General features: G+C 34.7%; 18 protein-coding genes. All 18 read left to right on the top strand.

The features are described from left to right. Positions 1 to 59 precede the first annotated feature (59 nt). The 18 genes from QMA06_RS00280 to hisIE all read left to right on the top strand — a co-directional run bounded on the left by QMA06_RS00280 (position 60) and on the right by hisIE (position 18,884). Positions 60 to 1,652, top strand: a complete 1,593-nt coding sequence (locus QMA06_RS00280) for an NADP-dependent glyceraldehyde-3-phosphate dehydrogenase (protein WP_290204882.1) — start codon at positions 60 to 62, stop codon at positions 1,650 to 1,652. Between the two features lie 452 nt (positions 1,653 to 2,104). Next, entirely contained in the window at positions 2,105 to 2,728 is a 624-nt protein-coding gene (locus tag QMA06_RS00285) for a GNAT family N-acetyltransferase (protein WP_290204883.1), read from the top strand. Next, a complete protein-coding gene (locus tag QMA06_RS00290; RefSeq protein ID WP_290204884.1) occupies positions 2,725 to 3,903 on the top strand; it encodes an argininosuccinate synthase in 1,179 nt (392 codons plus the stop codon). Before QMA06_RS00285 ends, QMA06_RS00290 begins: the two co-directional genes overlap by 4 nt. A gap of 144 nt (positions 3,904 to 4,047) precedes the next feature. Then, positions 4,048 to 5,031, top strand: coding sequence for an N-acetyl-gamma-glutamyl-phosphate reductase (gene argC / locus QMA06_RS00295; protein ID WP_290204885.1), 984 nt, complete (start codon positions 4,048 to 4,050; stop codon positions 5,029 to 5,031). Positions 5,032 to 5,182: 151 nt separating this feature from the next. Continuing rightward, complete coding sequence (gene proC, locus QMA06_RS00300; RefSeq protein WP_290204886.1) at positions 5,183 to 5,983, top strand: pyrroline-5-carboxylate reductase; 801 nt, start codon at positions 5,183 to 5,185, stop codon at positions 5,981 to 5,983. Further along, the gene (locus QMA06_RS00305) at positions 5,980 to 7,113 is read left to right on the top strand and encodes an aspartate aminotransferase family protein (RefSeq protein ID WP_290204887.1); all 1,134 of its coding nucleotides are present in this window, start codon (positions 5,980 to 5,982) and stop codon (positions 7,111 to 7,113) included. The genes proC and QMA06_RS00305 overlap by 4 nt, the downstream gene beginning before the upstream one ends. Positions 7,114 to 7,204: 91 nt before the next feature. Beyond that, entirely contained in the window at positions 7,205 to 8,140 is a 936-nt protein-coding gene (locus QMA06_RS00310; protein ID WP_290204888.1) for an N-acetylornithine carbamoyltransferase, read from the top strand. A gap of 75 nt (positions 8,141 to 8,215) precedes the next feature. Continuing rightward, on the top strand, positions 8,216 to 8,992 hold the full coding sequence (gene argB / locus QMA06_RS00315; protein ID WP_290204889.1) for an acetylglutamate kinase: 777 nt from the start codon (positions 8,216 to 8,218) through the stop codon (positions 8,990 to 8,992). Continuing rightward, positions 8,989 to 10,050 carry a M20 family metallo-hydrolase gene (locus QMA06_RS00320; protein ID WP_290204890.1) on the top strand — a complete coding sequence of 354 codons (1,062 nt, stop codon included), beginning with the start codon at positions 8,989 to 8,991 and terminating at the stop codon, positions 10,048 to 10,050. Before argB ends, QMA06_RS00320 begins: the two co-directional genes overlap by 4 nt. A gap of 129 nt (positions 10,051 to 10,179) precedes the next feature. Next, positions 10,180 to 11,457 (top strand): argininosuccinate lyase, encoded by a 1,278-nt coding sequence (gene argH, locus QMA06_RS00325; protein WP_290204891.1) that lies wholly within the window; start codon positions 10,180 to 10,182, stop codon positions 11,455 to 11,457. A 311-nt stretch (positions 11,458 to 11,768) separates the two neighbouring features. Continuing rightward, positions 11,769 to 12,626, top strand: coding sequence for an ATP phosphoribosyltransferase (hisG, locus tag QMA06_RS00330; protein ID WP_290204892.1), 858 nt, complete (start codon positions 11,769 to 11,771; stop codon positions 12,624 to 12,626). Next, positions 12,626 to 13,915: a histidinol dehydrogenase gene (hisD, locus tag QMA06_RS00335; protein ID WP_290204893.1), complete on the top strand. Its 1,290-nt coding sequence runs from the start codon at positions 12,626 to 12,628 to the stop codon at positions 13,913 to 13,915. Before hisG ends, hisD begins: the two co-directional genes overlap by 1 nt. Next, positions 13,908 to 14,933 carry a histidinol-phosphate transaminase gene (gene hisC / locus QMA06_RS00340; RefSeq protein WP_290204894.1) on the top strand — a complete coding sequence of 342 codons (1,026 nt, stop codon included), beginning with the start codon at positions 13,908 to 13,910 and terminating at the stop codon, positions 14,931 to 14,933. Before hisD ends, hisC begins: the two co-directional genes overlap by 8 nt. Before the next feature lie 55 nt (positions 14,934 to 14,988). Beyond that, positions 14,989 to 16,080, top strand: coding sequence for a bifunctional histidinol-phosphatase/imidazoleglycerol-phosphate dehydratase HisB (gene hisB / locus QMA06_RS00345; protein WP_290204895.1), 1,092 nt, complete (start codon positions 14,989 to 14,991; stop codon positions 16,078 to 16,080). Positions 16,081 to 16,181: 101 nt separating this feature from the next. Next, entirely contained in the window at positions 16,182 to 16,760 is a 579-nt protein-coding gene (gene hisH, locus QMA06_RS00350) for an imidazole glycerol phosphate synthase subunit HisH (RefSeq protein ID WP_290204896.1), read from the top strand. A gap of 83 nt (positions 16,761 to 16,843) precedes the next feature. Then, on the top strand, positions 16,844 to 17,557 hold the full coding sequence (gene hisA / locus QMA06_RS00355) for a 1-(5-phosphoribosyl)-5-[(5-phosphoribosylamino)methylideneamino]imidazole-4-carboxamide isomerase (protein WP_290204897.1): 714 nt from the start codon (positions 16,844 to 16,846) through the stop codon (positions 17,555 to 17,557). After that, positions 17,551 to 18,309: an imidazole glycerol phosphate synthase subunit HisF gene (hisF, locus tag QMA06_RS00360; protein ID WP_290204898.1), complete on the top strand. Its 759-nt coding sequence runs from the start codon at positions 17,551 to 17,553 to the stop codon at positions 18,307 to 18,309. The genes hisA and hisF overlap by 7 nt, the downstream gene beginning before the upstream one ends. Next, positions 18,300 to 18,884: a bifunctional phosphoribosyl-AMP cyclohydrolase/phosphoribosyl-ATP diphosphatase HisIE gene (hisIE, locus tag QMA06_RS00365; RefSeq protein ID WP_290204899.1), complete on the top strand. Its 585-nt coding sequence runs from the start codon at positions 18,300 to 18,302 to the stop codon at positions 18,882 to 18,884. The genes hisF and hisIE overlap by 10 nt, the downstream gene beginning before the upstream one ends. Positions 18,885 to 18,972 lie beyond the last annotated feature (88 nt).

Consider the following 18,972-nt stretch of genomic DNA (forward strand, 5'->3'; position numbering starts at 1 on the left):
CTAAAAAAATGTCTTTAGTATCTTTATTACTAATAATTAATAGTTTAAAATAAGTTATTATGACTTCAACATTTCTGAATATTCCAGAACAATTTCAAATAAAAGAATTAGTCGAACAAAACACCTATTTAACAGACGGTGCCCTAATTCCATGGCGAGGTGAAACATCTAAAGTGTATTCAACCATTTCCTCGACCGAAGATTATAAGCCTACATTACTCGGAACCATTCCAACCTTAGGAAAAAAAGAAGCGATTAAAGCTTTAGATTCTGCTGTTTCTGCCTATAATAAAGGTCAAGGATTATGGCCAACAATGAAGGTTGTGGATAGAATTGCCTGTATGGAAAAGTTTGTGGAACAAATGAAAACCAAGCGTGATGAAGTAGTAAAATTATTAATGTGGGAAATCGGAAAAAATCTTCCAGATTCAGAAAAAGAATTCGATAGAACGGTAGACTATATTTACGACACGATTGAAGATTACAGACAAATGGATCGAAATAGTGCCAAATTTGAAAAAAATTCTGGTGTTTACGCACATATTAGAAGAGGCCCATTAGGAGTTGTACTTTGTTTAGGGCCTTATAATTATCCTTTAAATGAAACATTTGCTTTATTGATTCCTGCATTAATTATGGGAAATACAGCCATTTTTAAACCTGCTAAACATGGCGTGTTGTTGATTTCGCCATTGCTAGAAGCGTTTAGAGATAGTTTTCCAAAAGGGGTTGTCAATATTATTTATGGTCGAGGAAGAACTGTAGCTGCACCAATTATGCAATCGGGTAAAGTCGATGTTCTAGCTTTAATAGGGAACAGTAAATCAGCAAATGCCTTACAAAATCAACATCCAAAAAGTAATAGATTACGTTTGGTTTTAGGTTTGGAAGCTAAAAATCCGGCGATTGTTTTACCTGATGCGGATTTGGATTTAGCCATTGACGAATGTATTGCTGGAACAACCTCTTTTAACGGTCAACGATGTACAGCTTTAAAAGTTTTATATGTACATGAAGATATTGTGGAAGAATTCAACAAACGATTTTCGGCAAAAGTTGATGCTCTTAAATTTGGAAATCCATGGGAAGATGGCGCTAAATTGACACCATTACCAGAACCAGATAAACCGTTATATATTCAAGAATTAATTGACGATGCTACTGAAAAAGGTGCAAAAGTGATTAATGAAAAAGGTGGAGAAACTACAGAAAATTATATTTTCCCAGCTGTTTTATATCCTGTGACTAAAGATATGCGCGTATTTCAAGAAGAACAATTTGGACCTGTAATTCCGGTGGTGCCATTTTCAGATATTGAAGAACCATTAGATGATATGGCAGAATCCAATTACGGACAACAAGTTAGTTTGTTCGGAAAAGATATAAAAACCTTAGCGCCACTAATCGATACACTTGTAAATTTGGTCTGCCGTGTAAATTTGAACAGTTCATGTCAACGTGGACCAGATGTATATCCATTTACAGGAAGAAAGGATTCAGCCGTTGGAACTTTAAGTGTACATGATGCCTTGCGTTCGTTTTCAATCAGAACTTTTGTCGCTTCAAAAGACAACGATTATAACAACGCTATTTTAAAAGATTTGATGGACTCAAAAGCGTCCAATTTTGTGAGTACAGATTATATACTTTAAAAAAAGCAGTTTCAGAATGATTTAAAATGAAGTAATTACAGTTTTATTTAATAGAATTATGAATTTCATAAAAATTTAAAAAAATAAAAGAGATTAGGACAATTATTAAATTTTAATTCTAAATTTACACTATGTTTAATCATGTAAATAGAATTGAAAGACCCACAAGCTTGTTGTCCAACAGGCGACGTCGCTAATGGAACTTCTTTAAACCATTTAGTTAATCAATTTTAATTTTTTCATTTTGAACAATTCATCACATTTTTTACCACTTTTCGTTATATTTACTAATCGACCTACTATACGCAATCGTCGCCCTTTTGGGTACGATTTATATTAGGAACTAAGGTGTGTCCGGTTCTTCTTGCTACTTCTCACGAAAGTGGGAATCTCAAAAATAAAGATAAAATCAAAGTTTAATTAAAGAGATAACCGCTTTCGCGGTCAATAGTATGAAAATTGTTATTGCTGATAAATCACATAGTATTTACGCTGAGCTCATTTGTGAAACCATTGCAGAAGCCGCACAAGTTAGAGGTACTGGTATTGCAAAACGACAACCCGAATACATTATAACCAAAATGGAAAATGGTAATGCCGTCATTGCTTTAGAAGACGACAAATTCGCAGGTTTCTGTTATATTGAAGCATGGGGTCATGGTAAGTTTGTAGCCAATTCCGGACTTATTGTGCATCCAGATTTTAGAAATCAAGGGCTTGCCAAACAAATTAAGCAAGTGATTTTTGAACATTCAAGAACCAAGTTTCCCGATTCCAAAATATTCAGTATCACCACAGGATTGGCGGTTATGAAAATGAATAGTGAACTAGGCTATAAACCGGTTACTTTTTCAGAATTAACCGATGATCAATCCTTCTGGAAAGGCTGCCAAACCTGCAAAAATTTCGATGTTCTTACCAGAACAGAACAAAAAATGTGCTTATGTACTGGCATGTTATACGATCCTTTAAAAAAGGAAGCGGCAAAAACACATAATCACAAATACGATAAAAAAGTATGGACACGATTGAAACTTATAAAACAAAACATGTTCCTAAAAAAAGATAAAAAATGAAAAAATTAGTCATAGCATATAGTGGAGGTTTAGACACCTCATACTGCGCAGTAAGTTTATCAAAAGCAGGATATGATGTTCATGCCGTAAGTGTGAATACAGGTGGTTTTACAGCGGAAGAAATAAAATCCATTGAAAATAACGCCTATAAAATGGGTGTTTCAACTTATAAAAATATCGACGCCATTGCTTCATATTATGATAAGGTCATTAAGTATTTAATCTTTGGAAATGTACTTAAAAATAACACCTATCCTCTGTCTGTTAGCGCAGAACGTATCATTCAGGCTATTGAAATTGTACAATACGCAAAAAGTATTGGAGCAAAATATATTGCCCATGGCAGCACAGGAGCAGGAAACGACCAAGTCCGTTTTGATATGATTTTTCAAACCTTAGCCCCAGAAATTGAAATCGTTACACCAATTAGAGATGGCAAGTTAACCCGACAACAAGAAATTGATTACCTAATTGATAACGGAATCGATATGTCTTGGAACAAAGCAAAATACTCAGTTAATAAAGGACTTTGGGGAACAAGTGTTGGAGGCGAAGAAACCTTAACTTCTGAAAAGTCTTTACCAGACTCAGCTTATCCATCGCAATTAAAACACTCAGACCCTGAGAAAGTAGTTTTATCGTTTTCTAAAGGTGAATTAGTCGCTATTAATGGTATTGGAAATGACCCAGAAATCAATATTCAGGTCTTAAACAATTTGGCTTCGACTTATGCAATTGGAAGGGACATTCATGTGGGAGATACTATTGTTGGCATTAAAGGACGTGTTGGTTTTGAAGCTGCCGCAGCGTTAATCATCATCAAATCACACCATTTATTAGAAAAGCATACTTTAACCAAATGGCAATTGCAGCATAAAGATTATTTGTCGAGCTTTTACGGTATGCATTTACACGAAGGTCAATATTTAGACCCAGTTATGCGAGATATGGAAGCCTTTTTACTAAGTAGCCAAGATAAAGTTTCGGGAGATGTTATGGTTACTCTAAAACCTTATCATTTCTCATTAGATGGTATAACATCCAAACATGATCTAATGAATACCAAATTCGGAAGTTATGGAGAGGAAAACAAAGGATGGACCGCAGATGAAGCTAAAGGGTTTATCAAGATTTTTGGAAATCAGAATAAGATATACCAACAAGTAAATAGTTAGGAAAACACACCAATAAAGTCTGCTCGAGGGGACAATCTACACGAATAATTGGAATATTGTCCCCTTGAGGATTATCGAATAGAAAATATGTTTTCCTTTGAGATACCGAGTGTAGCTCATTAAAGGTGTAAAAATAGAATGATAATGAAGAAAAAAACAATAGGAATAATTGGAGGCGCAGGTTACACGGCAGGTGAATTAATACGACTACTGATGCATCACTCTAAAGTGGAAATCGATTTTATTTATAGCACCACCAATGCTGGAAACAAAGTCAGTAAAATTCATCAAGATTTATTAGGTTCTACGGATTTGAATTTTACAAGTGAAATCAACCCTGAAGTTGATGTATTATTTTTGTGTTTAGGCCATGGAAATTCGAAAGCCTTTTTGGAAAAAAATAGTTTTTCAGAAACGACAAAAATCATTGATTTAAGTAACGACTTCAGATTAACAAAAGACGAAATATTTAACGGAAAAACGTTTATTTACGGTCTGCCAGAATTACATAAAGAAGCGATTAAAAAAGCCAATTACATCGCTAATCCTGGCTGTTTTGCTACTGCGATTCAATTGGCATTATTACCTTTAGCAAAAGCAGATTTATTACATGATGATATTCATATTAATGCGGTAACAGGAGCAACTGGCGCAGGAACGTCTTTATCTGAAACCACCCATTTTACATATCGAGACAACAATTTTTCTCATTATAAAGCTTTTTCACATCAGCATTTAGGAGAGATTAATCAGACGGTGAATCAGTTGCAAAGTAGTTTTAATTCTGAAATCAACTTTATGCCGAATCGCGGGAATTTTTCAAGAGGAATTTTCGCTACACTTTACACCAAATTTAGAGGTTCAATTGACGACGCAAAAACATTGTTTAACGATTTCTACAAAGGTGCTGCCTTCACATTTGTTTCAGATGAAGATATTCATTTAAAACAAGTCGTAAACACCAATAAATGTTTGCTTCATTTACATAGACACAATAACAAATTATTGGTCACCAGCATCATTGATAATTTATTAAAAGGAGCATCAGGACAAGCCATTCAAAACATGAATTTAATGTTAGGTTATGAAGAAACTGAAGGATTAAATTTGAAGGCGAATTATTTTTAGAACATAACCAGACCTCGCAGGTCTTAAACCCGAAGCCTCGACACTATAAGGTCTATAAAACAAGAACAATTAATCTCGCCATTCTTTCCTTTGGGAAGATGTCCCAAAACAGGTCAGGCGAAAAAGATAACCGCTTTCGCGGTCAGTAAACATGAAAATAGCAATTATAGGAACAGGAAATTTAGGAAAGTCCATCGCCAAAGGACTTATCACTAACAATGCGATTACGACATTATACTTAACCAAACGAAATTTAAATTCTATCCAAGATTTAGATGGGTATAAAAATGTGGTCTTAACGACAGATAATATTGATGCAGTTAAACAATCCGATATATTAATTTTTGCTGTTCAACCAGCACATTTCGAAAACATTTTAGATGAAATTAAACTTCATTTAACAGACAAACATGTTTTAATTTCAACGATAACTGGTTTTTTAATCCCACAGATTGAAACTATCGTTGGGACAGACCAATTCATTATCAGAGCCATGCCTAACACAGCCATCGCTGTGGGTAAATCCATGACATGCATGTGCAGTAACGAAAAAGGAGCGAAACGGATTAAAATTGCCGAAGCGATTTTCAACAGGTTAGGACACACTCTGGCTATTCCAGAATCTCAAATGCAAGCTGCAACGGTGGTTTGTGCGAGCGGCATTGCGTTCTGGATGCGATTGATTCGTGCCACAACACAAGCGGCAATTCAATTGGGATTCGACGCTAAAGAGGCCCAAGAATTAGCGATGTATACCAGTGAAGGAGCTGCCAATTTATTAATTACCAATGGAGACCATCCTGAAGAAGAAATTGACCGAGTTACCACACCAAAAGGTTGTACCATTGAAGGTTTGAATGAAATGGAACACAAAGGCTTGAGCTCGTCTTTAATTCAAGGCATGGTGGCTTCGTTTAATAAAATTAATAACATTAAAAAAGAGCAGATATGAGTTTATTTAATGTTTACCCTCTTTACGATATCACACCAGTTAGCGCCAAAGACATGTACGTTTACGATGACAAAAACGTGAAATACTTAGATTTATATGGTGGTCATGCTGTAATATCCATAGGACATTCACACCCAAAATATGTGAACGCCATTTCTAGGCAAGTTGAAAAACTTGGGTTTTACAGCAATGCGATTCAAAATCCGTTGCAAGTTGAACTGGCAGACAAATTAGAGCAACTTTCTGGCTGCAAGGATTACCATTTATTCTTGTGTAATTCTGGTGCCGAAGCCAATGAGAATGCTTTAAAATTAGCCTCATTTCATAACAAAAAAAAGAAAATTTTAGCGTTTAAAAATTCATTTCATGGTAGGACATCTGCAGCTGTTGCGGCAACTGATAACCCAAAAATTGTTGCACCAATAAACGCGCAACAAGAAGTCGATTTTGTAGAATTAGGCGAATTAAAAACTGTTGAAACCATATTAAAACAAAATTTAACTTGTGCTGTAATCGTAGAATTTATTCAAGGGGTCGGAGGTTTAGACCAAAGCACGACTGAATTTTATCAAGGCCTTGAAAAGCTGTGCAAGCAATATAACACCGCTTTAATTGCAGACGAAGTACAATCTGGGTTTGGAAGAACTGGCGACTTTTTTGCTTTTCAAAAGCATAACATTACACCAGATATTATTTCTATCGCTAAAGGCATGGGAAATGGATTTCCAATTGGTGGCATTTTAATTCATCCGTCGATTGAAGCGTCTTTCGGTTTATTAGGAACAACATTTGGTGGCAATCATTTGGCTTGTGCAGCGACCCTTTCAGTTTTAGAGGTTTTGGAAGATGAAAAGCTGATGGAAAATGCTATTAACATTTCATACTATTTTCAAGAAAAGGCTAAGGCTTTACCAAGTTTGAAATCGATAAAAGGGAGAGGATTAATGATGGGTTTAGAATTCGAATTTCCTATTTCAGAATTACGGAAAAAATTAATTTTCGATCATCATATATTTACAGGAAGTGCAAAAAATCCTAATTTATTACGAATTCTTCCACCATTAACGATTCAAGAAAAGCATATTGATTTGTTTTTTGAAGCGTTAAAACAAGAATTAAACGAAAAATAGGAATTTTAAAAACACCCTAGAAGGGACTTTAGCGGTCACACGTACAAAATAAGTCAAATTAAAGAGACACCCACTTTCGTGGGAAATGAACATGAAAAACTACACCAAAATAAAAGATATTTCCAACCTTTCCGAAACCATAAAGGATGCCATTTTATTAAAAATGAACCCTTTTGAGTTTCAAGATTTAGGAACACATAAAACCTTAGTGATGCTCTTTTTTAATTCGAGTTTAAGAACACGATTGAGCACAGAAAAAGCAGCAAAAAATTTGGGCATGGAGGTCATGATTTTAAACGTCAATGATGCTTGGAATATTGAGTTTGAAGATGGCACAATTATGAATGGCAATTCGTCAGAACATATTAAAGAAGCTGCACAGGTTATTTCGCAATATGCAGATGTGATTGCAGTGAGAGCATTTCCCACCTTACAGGATAAAGCCAAAGACGAATCGGAATATGTACTCAATAACTTTATAAAATACTCCACAGTTCCGATTGTGAATATGGAATCTGCCACAGCGCATCCTTTACAAGCCTTAGCAGATGCCATTACGATTACTGAACTCACAGAAAAAGTGAAACCAAAAGTGGTGTTGTCGTGGGCACCACACCCAAAAGCCTTGCCTCAAGCGGTTCCAAATTCGTTTGTAGAGATGATGCAAAATTTAGAAGTAGATTTAACCATTACACACCCTGAAGGTTACGAATTAAGTGAAGAAGTCACGAAAAATACAATTATCAATCACAATCAAGACGAAGCCTTAAAAAATGCTGATTTCGTTTATGTGAAAAATTGGAGCAGTTATAATGATTACGGAAAAATATTAAACCAAGATGAAAATTGGATGATGACCAAAACGAAATTAGGTAAAGCAAAATTTATGCATTGTTTACCTGTTAGACGAAATGTGGTTGTAGAAGATGCGGTTTTGGATAGTGAGCAATCCGTGGTTATTCGACAAGCGAATAATAGAACCTATGCTGCGCAAGTGGTATTGAAGCAGATATTGGAAGAATTATAATCTAAGTAAAACCTAGCAGGTTACAAAAAACCAGCAGGTCTAAACTAAAAAGATACTCGCTTACGCGAGCACAAGATGAAAACAATAAAAGTCATAAAAATAGGTGGAAACATCATCGATAATGAAGAAATATTAGCTTCATTCATTAAAGATTTTGCTACAATATCAGGTCCAAAAATTTTGGTTCATGGTGGTGGAAAATTAGCCACTAAGTTGGCAACCCAAATGAAGGTTCCTGTAAAAATAACCGAAGGCAGACGCATCACAGATGGTGAAACTTTAGATATCATTACGATGGTTTACGCTGGAAAAATCAATAAAACTATCGTCGCTCAATTGCAAGCTAATAACTGCAATGCGATCGGTTTTTCTGGTGCAGATGGCAACACTATTGTTTCAGCAAAAAGACCGATTAACACTATTGATTACGGCTTCGTAGGCGATGTAAAAAAAGTAAATACTAAGGCTATAGAAGTGTTATTAAAAAACAACATAACACCAGTTTTTTGTGCCATAACTCACGACGAAAACGGACAATTATTAAACACGAATGCAGACACTATTGCATCAGAATTAGCCATTGGATTATCGTCAATATTCAACACCGAATTGTATTATTGTTTCGAAAAAAATGGTGTTCTTGAAGACGTTGAAAACGCTGATTCTGTTATTGAGAACATCAACACTCAAAGCTACAAAACATTAAAAGAAAACAATATTATATTCGAAGGCATGCTACCGAAATTAGATAACTGTTTTCATGCGATAAACCAAAACGTTCAAAAAGTTTGTATTGGAAAATCAGACATGCTTTTCAATACCAACAACAAACATACAACCATTACAGAATGATTGAAAAACTAACAAAAGAAGCCATTGTTTTACTAAAGCAATTAATAGAAACGCAGTCATTTTCCTCGGAAGAAGACAACACGGCTTTGCTGATTGAGAATTGGTTTATAGCGCATAATATCCCATTTAAAAGGAATAATCATAATGTATGGTCCACCAACAAATATTTCAACGACAACAAACCAAATTTATTACTAAACTCACATCACGATACCGTAAAACCAAACAACGGTTACACCAAAGACCCTTTTAAAGCCAATGTAGAAGATGGAAAATTATACGGTTTAGGTAGTAATGATGCTGGTGGATGTTTAGTATCATTAATCGCAACGTTCACTTATTTCTATGATAAAAAAGACCTGAATTATAATTTAGTAATTGTCGCTTCTGCTGAAGAAGAAAGTAGTGGGCCAAACGGATTGAATAGTATGTTGAGCGTCATTCCAAAAATAGATGTCGGTATTATTGGAGAACCAACCTTAATGAATTTAGCCGTTGCCGAAAAAGGTTTGGTTGTTTTTGATGCACAGGTTAAAGGAACAGCCAGTCATGCTGCACACCCAAATAATGACAATTCAATTTACAACACTATTGCTGTTTTAAAATGGTTTCAAAATTATAAATTCGAAAGATCATCTCAAGCTTTAGGTGACGTAAAAATGACAGTTACACAAATTAATGCCGGGAAACAACATAATGCCGTACCTGCAGAAGTAGATTTAGTGATTGATGTGCGTGTAAATGACAAATATTCGAATCAAGAAATTGCAGATATTTTAACGAAAGAATCGCCATGCTCAAGCATTAAAGCGCGAAGTTTACGATTAAATTCGTCCTCAATTTCGATTAATCACGAACTGGTAAAGGCAGGAATCGAATTAGGACGAAAGACTTACGGTTCGCCAACGTTATCTGACCAATCTGTGTTAACTTGTCAATCGTTAAAATTAGGGCCAGGCGATAGCACACGTTCACACACTGCAGATGAGTTTATTTATTTGGCTGAGATTGAGGAAGGTGTTGATTTGTATATTAAATTGTTGGAGAAGATATTGTAAAAAGAAGAAAATAGAGAAAGGATAATAGAAAAAAGTCTAGATTTTTATTCAATGAGTGAGCGATTTATTTTCTAACAGCGAAGCGGTCTAATCTCTATATTTTATTTAAAAAACTAAAATTTTGAAACTATGAAGTTGTGGGACAAAGGCTATTCAATAGATAAAAAAATAGAATTATTTACCGTTGGTAACGACCGTGAAATTGACATGCATATCGCCAAATATGATGTGCAAGCATCGTTGGCTCATGCCATCATGTTAGAATCCATAGACATTATAACGTCGGAAGAATTAGAACAACTGAAATTAGGATTAGAAATTTTGGCAAAGTCCATTGAAGACGAGACATTCATCATCGAAGATTCGTTTGAAGATGTACATTCTAAAATTGAGCATGAACTCACGAAAACTTTAGGCGACGTCGGAAAAAAAATCCACACAGCACGCTCTAGGAACGATCAAGTTTTAGTGGCACTTCAACTTTACTATAAAGAGAACCTTCAAATCATAAACGACAAAACGAAGACGTTTTTCGATACACTTCTAGGTCTCGCTGAAACGCATAAAACCAAACTTTTACCAGGTTACACACATTTGCAAGTGGCCATGCCTTCCTCTTTTGGCTTATGGTTTTCTGCCTATGCGGAATTGTTGATTGATGATATTTACGTTTTAAATGCTGTTTCAAAAATTGCCGACCAAAACCCATTAGGATCGGCTGCTGGTTACGGAAGTTCATTTCCTATTGATAGAGATATTACCACCAAAACACTTGGGTTTTCGACTTTAAAATATAATGTGGTTGCTGCTCAATTGAGTAGAGGAAAAAGTGAACGTGCTATCGCCAATGCATTAGGCGGCTTATGTAATACTATGGCTCGTTTTGCTATGGATATTTGCCTGTATATGAGTCAGAATTTTGGCTTTATTACGTTTCCAGATGAATTAACCACAGGAAGTAGCATTATGCCACACAAAAAAAATCCTGATGTGTTCGAATTAATTCGAGGCAAGTGCAACAAAATTCAAGCCTTACATTCTGAAATGTTATTAATCACGAATAATTTACCAAGTGGTTACCATAGAGATTTTCAATTACTGAAAGAAAACATCATCAATGCCTTTGAAGATGTGAAAGACATTTTAGACATTTTTAATTATTCAATTCAACAAATCATCGTAAAGGATATTGACCTCAACGATGAGAAATACCAATACTTATTTACGGTAGATAGCATCAATAATTTAGTGGTTGACGGTATGAGTTTTAGAGAAGCCTATCAAAAAATTGGAAGCCAAGTACAAGCCGGAACTTACAAGCCAGATTTGGGTAAAGAACACTCTCACATTGGGAGTATTCATAATTTGTGCTTGGAAGATATTCGAGCTAAGTTTCCAACTTCATGAGCTTTTATTTTATCAGAAATCATTAAGTAAATCCTATTAGCTACTCTTTTAGTGAAGTCGAAATTATTTTCTGCCCTGTCGGATTAGCAAAAAAATATTTTGTAATCCAAAAATAAATACTACTTTTGCCACTCAAATTAAAATCTAATGACTTTTAGTCAAACACATCATCATCATTTTCATACTTGCATTCAGGCGAGCAGGAATTGATATATGTAATTTAAAAATATTTCAAACCCGTCTGAATAAATCAGTCGGGTTTTTTTAATTCTGCACGATTGATTTATTTAGATACTATTAATTAAATTAAAATGAGTAAACTAAAAATTGCCATCCAAAAAAGCGGACGATTAAATGAAGATTCTTTAAAACTCTTAAAGGATTGTGGTATTAAAATCGATAACGGAAAAGATCAACTGAAAGTTTCAGCACAGAATTTTCCTTTAGAAGTATTGTATTTGAGAAATTCAGATATTCCACAATATATTGAAGACGGTGTCGTAGACATTGCAATAATTGGTGAAAATATTCTGATTGAAAAAGAGAAAAAAACTGAAATTGTTGAAAAACTAGGCTTTGCAAAATGCAGAGTTTCTTTAGCTGTACCTAAATCAATCGCATCAGATAAGGCGACCTATTTCAACGGAAAAAAGATAGCTACGTCTTACCCAAATACACTTAATACGTTTTTAAAACAAAACAATATTGAAGCTGACATTCACGTCATTTCTGGTTCTGTAGAGATTGCACCAAATATTGGTTTAGCAGATGGTGTTTGCGATATTGTAAGTTCGGGCAGTACCCTTTTTAAAAATGGGCTGAGAGAAACACAAGTAATTTTAAAATCTGAAGCGGTCTTAGCAAAAAACAGTAATTTAAATTCTGAAAAAGAAGCTATTTTAGAAAAACTTGTATTCAGAATTCAAGCGGTTTTAAGAGCTAAAAACTCACGATACGTTTTGATGAATGTTCCAACGGATAAAATAGATGAAGTCACTGCGATACTTCCCGTTTTAAAGAGTCCGACGATATTACCATTGGCAAAAAAAGGCTGGAGCTCGTTACACTCTGTAATTGATGAAGATAAATTTTGGAATAATATCGATGCCCTAAAAGATGCTGGAGCAGAAGGCATTTTAGTCGTTCCAATTGATAAAATGGTCATGTAATGAAAGTGTATAAAAACCCTAATGCTTCCGACTGGAACTCGCTCGCAGAACGACCGGTTTTTGAAAAGCAAAAGCTAGATGCTGTTGTCCTTGACATTCTCAAAGACGTTAAAATTAACAAGGACAAAGCCTTAGTAGGATATGCTGAAAAGTTTGACAATGTAATTCTAAAGTCACTTCAAGTTGAAAATTCTGAAATTGAATTCGCCATCAACCAAGTTCCTCAAGATTTAAAAGATGCCATCAATCTAGCAAAAGAAAATATTGAGACTTTTCACAAAAGTCAGAAGGAAAAGGAACAAATTATAGAAACCACAAAAGGCGTAAAATGTTGGCGTAAATCTGTGGGTATTGAAAAAGTCGGCTTGTACATTCCTGGTGGTTCTGCTCCTTTATTTTCTACCATTTTAATGTTGGGAATTCCTGCTAAATTGGCGGGTTGTAAAGAGATCATTTTATGTTCACCACCAAATAAAGAAGGACAGATAAATCCTGCTATTCTGTATACAGCTAGCCTTGTTGGCATTTCAAAGATTTATAAAGTTGGTGGTGCGCAAGCTATTGCAGCTATGGCTTATGGAACGGAAACGATTCCGCAAGTCTATAAAATATTCGGACCAGGCAATCAGTTCGTAACAAAAGCTAAAGAATTGATTCAGCAAGATGGAGTTGCCATAGATATGCCAGCTGGTCCTAGTGAAGTTTTGGTCATTGCGGACAAAACTAGTAATCCTGAGTTTGTGGCTGCCGATTTGTTATCACAAGCAGAACATGGCCCAGACAGTCAAGTGATTTTGTTATCCGACAATGAGGATATCATTAATAGAACTCTACAAGAACTAAAAAAGCAACTTGGCAAATTAACAAGAAATAATATTGCTTCCGAAGCTTTAAAAATTAGTCGTGCTATTCTGCTAAACTCTATTGACGAATGTTTAGAATTTAGCAATTTATACGCTCCAGAACATTTAATTATCGCTACCGATAATGCTTCAGATTACATAAATCTAATTACAAATGCAGGTTCGGTATTTCTAGGAAAATACAGTTGCGAAAGTGCTGGCGATTATGCTAGTGGCACCAATCACACCTTACCAACAAACGGTTATGCCAAAAATTACAGTGGAGTTTCACTCGATAGTTTTGTAAAGAAAATAACCTTCCAAAACTTGAATGAAGACGGCATTAAAAACATCGGTCCATCAATAGAATTAATGGCTGAAGCAGAAGGTTTGGATGCGCATAAAAATGCTGTAACATTAAGATTAAAATCGATTAACCATGTTTAATTTAAAGACTTTAGTTCGCCAAAATATCTTAGCACTGCAACCCTATTCTAGTGCGCGCGATGAATTTAAAGGTAACGATGGTGTGTTTTTAGATGCCAACGAAAATCCTTTTGGCACGTTGAACCGTTATCCAAATTCAGATCAAAAAATACTAAAACAAAAGCTCGCAGATTATAAAAAACTTTCCAGCAACAATATATTTGTTGGAAATGGTAGTGATGAGATAATCGATTTAATTTATCGTATTTTTTGCAATCCAAATCAAGATAAAGCTTTAACGTTTACACCAACATTCGGCATGTATCAAGTAGCTGCTGATATTAATGCTATTGAATTGATAACGCTTCCTTTGAATGATAAATTTCAGATAAATACAGATGCTTTAACACCATATTTTAATGATGACAATTTAAAGTTGATTTTTATCTGTTCGCCAAACAATCCTACTGGCAATTGTTTTAATGCTTCTGATATTGAATTTATCTTAAAAAACTTCAAAGGTATTGTTGTAATCGATGAAGCTTATGCGGATTTTAGCGATCGCGAATCTTGGAGCAAATCGTTTGAATCTTACCCTAATCTTATCGTGACTCAAACTTTTAGCAAAGCTTGGGCTTTAGCGGCTGCAAGAATTGGAATTGCCTATGCTAGCAAAGAAATTGTGCAATTGCTGAACAAGGTTAAAATGCCTTATAATATTAGTCAGCTAAATGAAAAAGCTGCTATTGAGGCTTTAGATAATCGGAGTACTTTTGAATCTAACAAACGAATAATACTCGAAGAAAAAGCAAAATTAATTCAAGAATTAAAAACTTTAGATATCATAAAAAAGATATATCCGTCTGATGCTAATTTTTTATTAGTTGAAGTTGATGATGCTAATCAATTATATCAAAATTTAGTGGAACAAAAAGTAATCACTAGAAACCGAAATAGTTTAGTAAAAAATAGCATAAGAATTACTGTTGGGAAGCCCGAAGAGAACCAACAACTAATAAAAGCACTAAAAAATAGTTAATTAACAAAGCCCAAGTAAATTTTAACAACCTACTTGGGCTGAAAATAAAAGTGACATGAAGCGCGTATTATTCATAGACAGAGACGGCACGTTAGCCATAGAACCACCAATCGATTTTCAACTCGATAGTTTAGAAAAACTGGAATATTATCCAGGTGTTTTTCAATGGTTATCACGTATTGCCAAAGAACTAGATTACGAACTAGTTATGGTTACGAATCAAGATGGATTGGGTACGGACTCTTTTCCTGATGATACCTTTTGGCCTACACAAGACAAAATAATTCAAGCGTTTAAAAATGAAAATGTGGAATTTTCAGAAATTCTAATTGACAAAAGTTTTCCAGAAGATAACGCACCAACTAGAAAACCGAGAACAGGATTATTAAGAAAATACATTCATGGAAATTATGATTTAGAAAACTCATATGTCATTGGAGACCGAGCAACCGATATTGAATTAGCAAAAAATTTAGGGAGTAAAGGTATTTATATGAGTGATGACACCAGTAATTATGCCACTTTAACTACCACATCTTGGGAAGAGATTTATAATTATTTAAAAGCGATTCCGAGAACAGCCAACGTTGTTAGAAAAACTAATGAAACGGATATCCAAGTTGAAATAAATTTAGACGGTTCAGGAAAAAATAATATTTCAACTGGTTTAGGCTTTTTTGACCACATGTTAGAACAAATATCCAAACATGGTAATATCGATTTGTTTGTAAACGTCAATGGCGATTTAGAAATTGACGAGCATCATACTATTGAAGATGTTGCTATTACCTTCGGCGAGGCTTTTATTGAAGCTTTGGGAAGCAAGCGAGGTATTGAACGTTATGGCTTTTTATTACCTATGGACGATTGTTTGGCGCAAGTAGCCATCGATTTTGGTGGGAGGCCTTGGTTAGTTTGGGAAGTCGAATTTAAACGTGAAATGATTGGAGAAATGCCCACGGAAATGTTTATGCACTTTTTTAAATCCTTTAGCGATGCCTCTAAATGTAATTTAAACATTAAAGCGGATGGCGATAACGAACACCATAAAATTGAAGCTATTTTTAAAGCGTTTGCAAAAGCTATAAAAATGGCCGTTTCGAAAACTAGTAATTTTTCGATCCCAAGTACAAAAGGAACTTTGTGATTTACGAATTTTGAATTACGATTTCAGATTTAGACATACCACTAAGTTTCAATTTTTCTGAATCGCATTCGAAAATCGTAAATTATACATCAAAAATTAAAATGATAGCAATTATTAAATACAACGCAGGCAACATCCGTTCTGTACAAAATGCCTTAAATCGTTTAGGTTACGAAAGCATAATTACAGACGATAAAACTGAAATCTTAAATGCAAGCAAAGTCATTTTCCCCGGTGTTGGCGAAGCGAGTTCTGCGATGAAATATTTAAAAGATAAAGGACTTGACGAGGTTATTAGGGCTATTGAAAAACCAATGCTCGGAATTTGTTTAGGTTTGCAATTAATGTGTGATTATAGTGAAGAAGGCAATACACAATGTCTAGGCATTTTCAATACACAAGTAAAAAAATTTCCACCAAATAAAAAAGTACCACACATGGGTTGGAATAGTTTTTCAGATGTTAATGGGAAACTTTTTCACGATATAAAAACGAATGAGGACATGTACTATGTTCACAGTTATTATGCTGAAAAAAACGAACAAACTATTGCTACATGCAATTATATTTTACCTTTTGCAACGGCAATTCAACATAATAACTTTTATGCGACACAATTTCACCCAGAAAAATCGGCTGATGTGGGAACACAATTGTTAAAGAATTTTTTGGAATTGTAAAAAAATAAAGTGGACCTAGCAGGTCTAATAAAGTAATAAAAAAACAAGAAAGTAGGATGAGATTTCTGCTTTCGCAGGAATTTATGAGAATAATACCAGCTATAGATATCATCGACGGAAAATGTGTTCGACTCACTAAAGGCGATTACAGCACGAAGAAAGTATATAACGAAAACCCTCTAGAAGTCGCCAAGGAATTTGAAGCCAGTGGCATTCAATACTTGCATTTAGTAGATTTAGATGGCGCAAAATCCAAGCATATTGTCAATCATAAAATTTTAGAAACTATTGCTTCTAAAACGCATCTAAAAGTCGACTTTGGCGGTGGACTAAAATCAGATGATGATTTAAGAATCGCTTTTGAATGTGGTGCAAATCAAATTACAGGCGGAAGTATTGCAGCCAACAATCCTAATGTGTTTTTAACATGGCTAGAAAATTATGGTCCTGAAAAAATCATTTTAGGTGCGGATTGTAAAGACCGAAAAATTGCCACTAATGGCTGGCTAGAAGCTTCAGAATTAGATGTTGTTGATTTTATAAAAGACTACGAATCTAAGGGTGTTAAATATGTAATTTGTACGGACATAGCAAAAGATGGAATGCTTCAAGGTACGTCCAACGATTTATATAGAGAAATCATATCAGAATCTAATGTGAAATTAATTGCAAGTGGAGGTGTTTCATCACTGAAAGATTTAGAATTGGTAAAAGACATTGGTTGCGAAGGAGTTATTCTTGGAAAAGCCATTTATGAAGGAAATATTTCCTTAAAAGAACTTCAGAAATTATGTTAAAGAAACGAATCATACCTTGCCTAGATATCAAAAACGGTAGAACTGTAAAAGGAATTAACTTTGTGGGTATTAGAGATGCTGGAGACCCAATTGAACTCGCCAAACAATACGTTGAGCATGGAGCTGACGAACTGGTGTTTCTAGATATTACTGCAACCGTAGAAAAGCGAAAAACCTTAGTAGAGCTAGTTACTCATATTGCCGAAGAAATCAATATTCCTTTTACTGTCGGAGGCGGCATTAATACCATTGAAGACGTTTCTAGTGTTATAAAAGCTGGAGCCGATAAAGTGAGTGTAAATTCTTCAGCCGTTAAAAATCCAGAGTTGATTACACAAATCGCGAGACAATTTGGCAGTCAATGTTGTGTTGTTGCGATAGACACGAAATTTGTTGATGGGGAATGGATGGTGTTTGTTCATGGCGGACGAACAGCAACACCTCTAAAAACATTAGAATGGGTAAAGCAAGTTGAAACTTTAGGTGCAGGCGAAATACTATTGACTTCCATGAATAATGATGGTACAAAAGCTGGATTTGCGCTAGACATTACTGAAAAAGTAAGCGAATTGGTTAATATTCCAGTAATCGCATCTGGAGGAGCAGGAACAAAAACACATTTTAAAACCTTGTTTGAAACTACACAGGCCAGCGCAGGATTGGCAGCGAGTATTTTTCATTATGGCGAAATACCAATTCCGGAATTAAAACAATATTTAAAAAACGAAAACATAGCAATACGATGGACATAGATTTTTCAAAAGGAGATGGATTAGTTCCTGTAATCATTCAAAATAATAACACCTTACAGGTTTTAATGTTAGGGTATATGAATGATGAAGCTTTCAAAAAAACAAAAGCCGAAAACAAAGTCACGTTTTTCAGCAGAAGTAAAAACCGACTGTGGACAAAAGGTGAGGAATCAGGAAACTTGTTATTAGTTAAAGACATCCAAATTGATTGTGATAACGATACCATTTTAATTAAAGCAGAACCAAAAGGCCCTACCTGCCACACAGGAAGTACCTCGTGTTTTAAAGAAGAAACATCTAAAGGGTTTTTATACGAATTACAAGAAACCATCAATGAAAGAATTGATACTAACGATGAGAATTCGTACACTAATACATTGTACAGAAGAGGTATAAATAAAGTCGCTCAAAAAGTAGGTGAGGAAGCTGTAGAATTGGTTATTGAGGCCAAAGATAATGACGCCGATTTATTTAAAAATGAGGCTGCGGATTTAATGTATCATTATTTAATTCTATTGAAAGCTAAGGGCTTTAGATTTGAAGATATTGAGTCTGTTTTGAAATCCAGACATTAACAATTGTCAGACAATAAGAAAAAGCATCTGAATTTCAGATGCTTTTATCTTCTACCCTAATTATAAATTAACCCTAAGAATTTATAGT

The sequence above is a fragment of the Winogradskyella bathintestinalis genome (assembly GCF_030407435.1).
Lineage (GTDB): Bacteria > Bacteroidota > Bacteroidia > Flavobacteriales > Flavobacteriaceae > Winogradskyella > Winogradskyella bathintestinalis.

Bases quoted from the DNA above. Each gene is read 5' to 3' on its own strand.
- QMA06_RS00280 (WP_290204882.1), top strand. From the start codon at position 60: ATGACTTCAACATTTCTGAATATTCCAGAACAATTTCAAATAAAAGAA.
- QMA06_RS00285 (WP_290204883.1), top strand. From the start codon at position 2,105: ATGAAAATTGTTATTGCTGATAAATCACATAGTATTTACGCTGAGCTC.
- QMA06_RS00290 (WP_290204884.1), top strand. From the start codon at position 2,725: ATGAAAAAATTAGTCATAGCATATAGTGGAGGTTTAGACACCTCATAC.
- argC (WP_290204885.1), top strand. From the start codon at position 4,048: ATGAAGAAAAAAACAATAGGAATAATTGGAGGCGCAGGTTACACGGCA.
- proC (WP_290204886.1), top strand. From the start codon at position 5,183: ATGAAAATAGCAATTATAGGAACAGGAAATTTAGGAAAGTCCATCGCC.
- QMA06_RS00305 (WP_290204887.1), top strand. From the start codon at position 5,980: ATGAGTTTATTTAATGTTTACCCTCTTTACGATATCACACCAGTTAGC.
- QMA06_RS00310 (WP_290204888.1), top strand. From the start codon at position 7,205: ATGAAAAACTACACCAAAATAAAAGATATTTCCAACCTTTCCGAAACC.
- argB (WP_290204889.1), top strand. From the start codon at position 8,216: ATGAAAACAATAAAAGTCATAAAAATAGGTGGAAACATCATCGATAAT.
- QMA06_RS00320 (WP_290204890.1), top strand. From the start codon at position 8,989: ATGATTGAAAAACTAACAAAAGAAGCCATTGTTTTACTAAAGCAATTA.
- argH (WP_290204891.1), top strand. From the start codon at position 10,180: ATGAAGTTGTGGGACAAAGGCTATTCAATAGATAAAAAAATAGAATTA.
- hisG (WP_290204892.1), top strand. From the start codon at position 11,769: ATGAGTAAACTAAAAATTGCCATCCAAAAAAGCGGACGATTAAATGAA.
- hisD (WP_290204893.1), top strand. From the start codon at position 12,626: ATGAAAGTGTATAAAAACCCTAATGCTTCCGACTGGAACTCGCTCGCA.
- hisC (WP_290204894.1), top strand. From the start codon at position 13,908: ATGTTTAATTTAAAGACTTTAGTTCGCCAAAATATCTTAGCACTGCAA.
- hisB (WP_290204895.1), top strand. From the start codon at position 14,989: ATGAAGCGCGTATTATTCATAGACAGAGACGGCACGTTAGCCATAGAA.
- hisH (WP_290204896.1), top strand. From the start codon at position 16,182: ATGATAGCAATTATTAAATACAACGCAGGCAACATCCGTTCTGTACAA.
- hisA (WP_290204897.1), top strand. From the start codon at position 16,844: ATGAGAATAATACCAGCTATAGATATCATCGACGGAAAATGTGTTCGA.
- hisF (WP_290204898.1), top strand. From the start codon at position 17,551: ATGTTAAAGAAACGAATCATACCTTGCCTAGATATCAAAAACGGTAGA.
- hisIE (WP_290204899.1), top strand. From the start codon at position 18,300: ATGGACATAGATTTTTCAAAAGGAGATGGATTAGTTCCTGTAATCATT.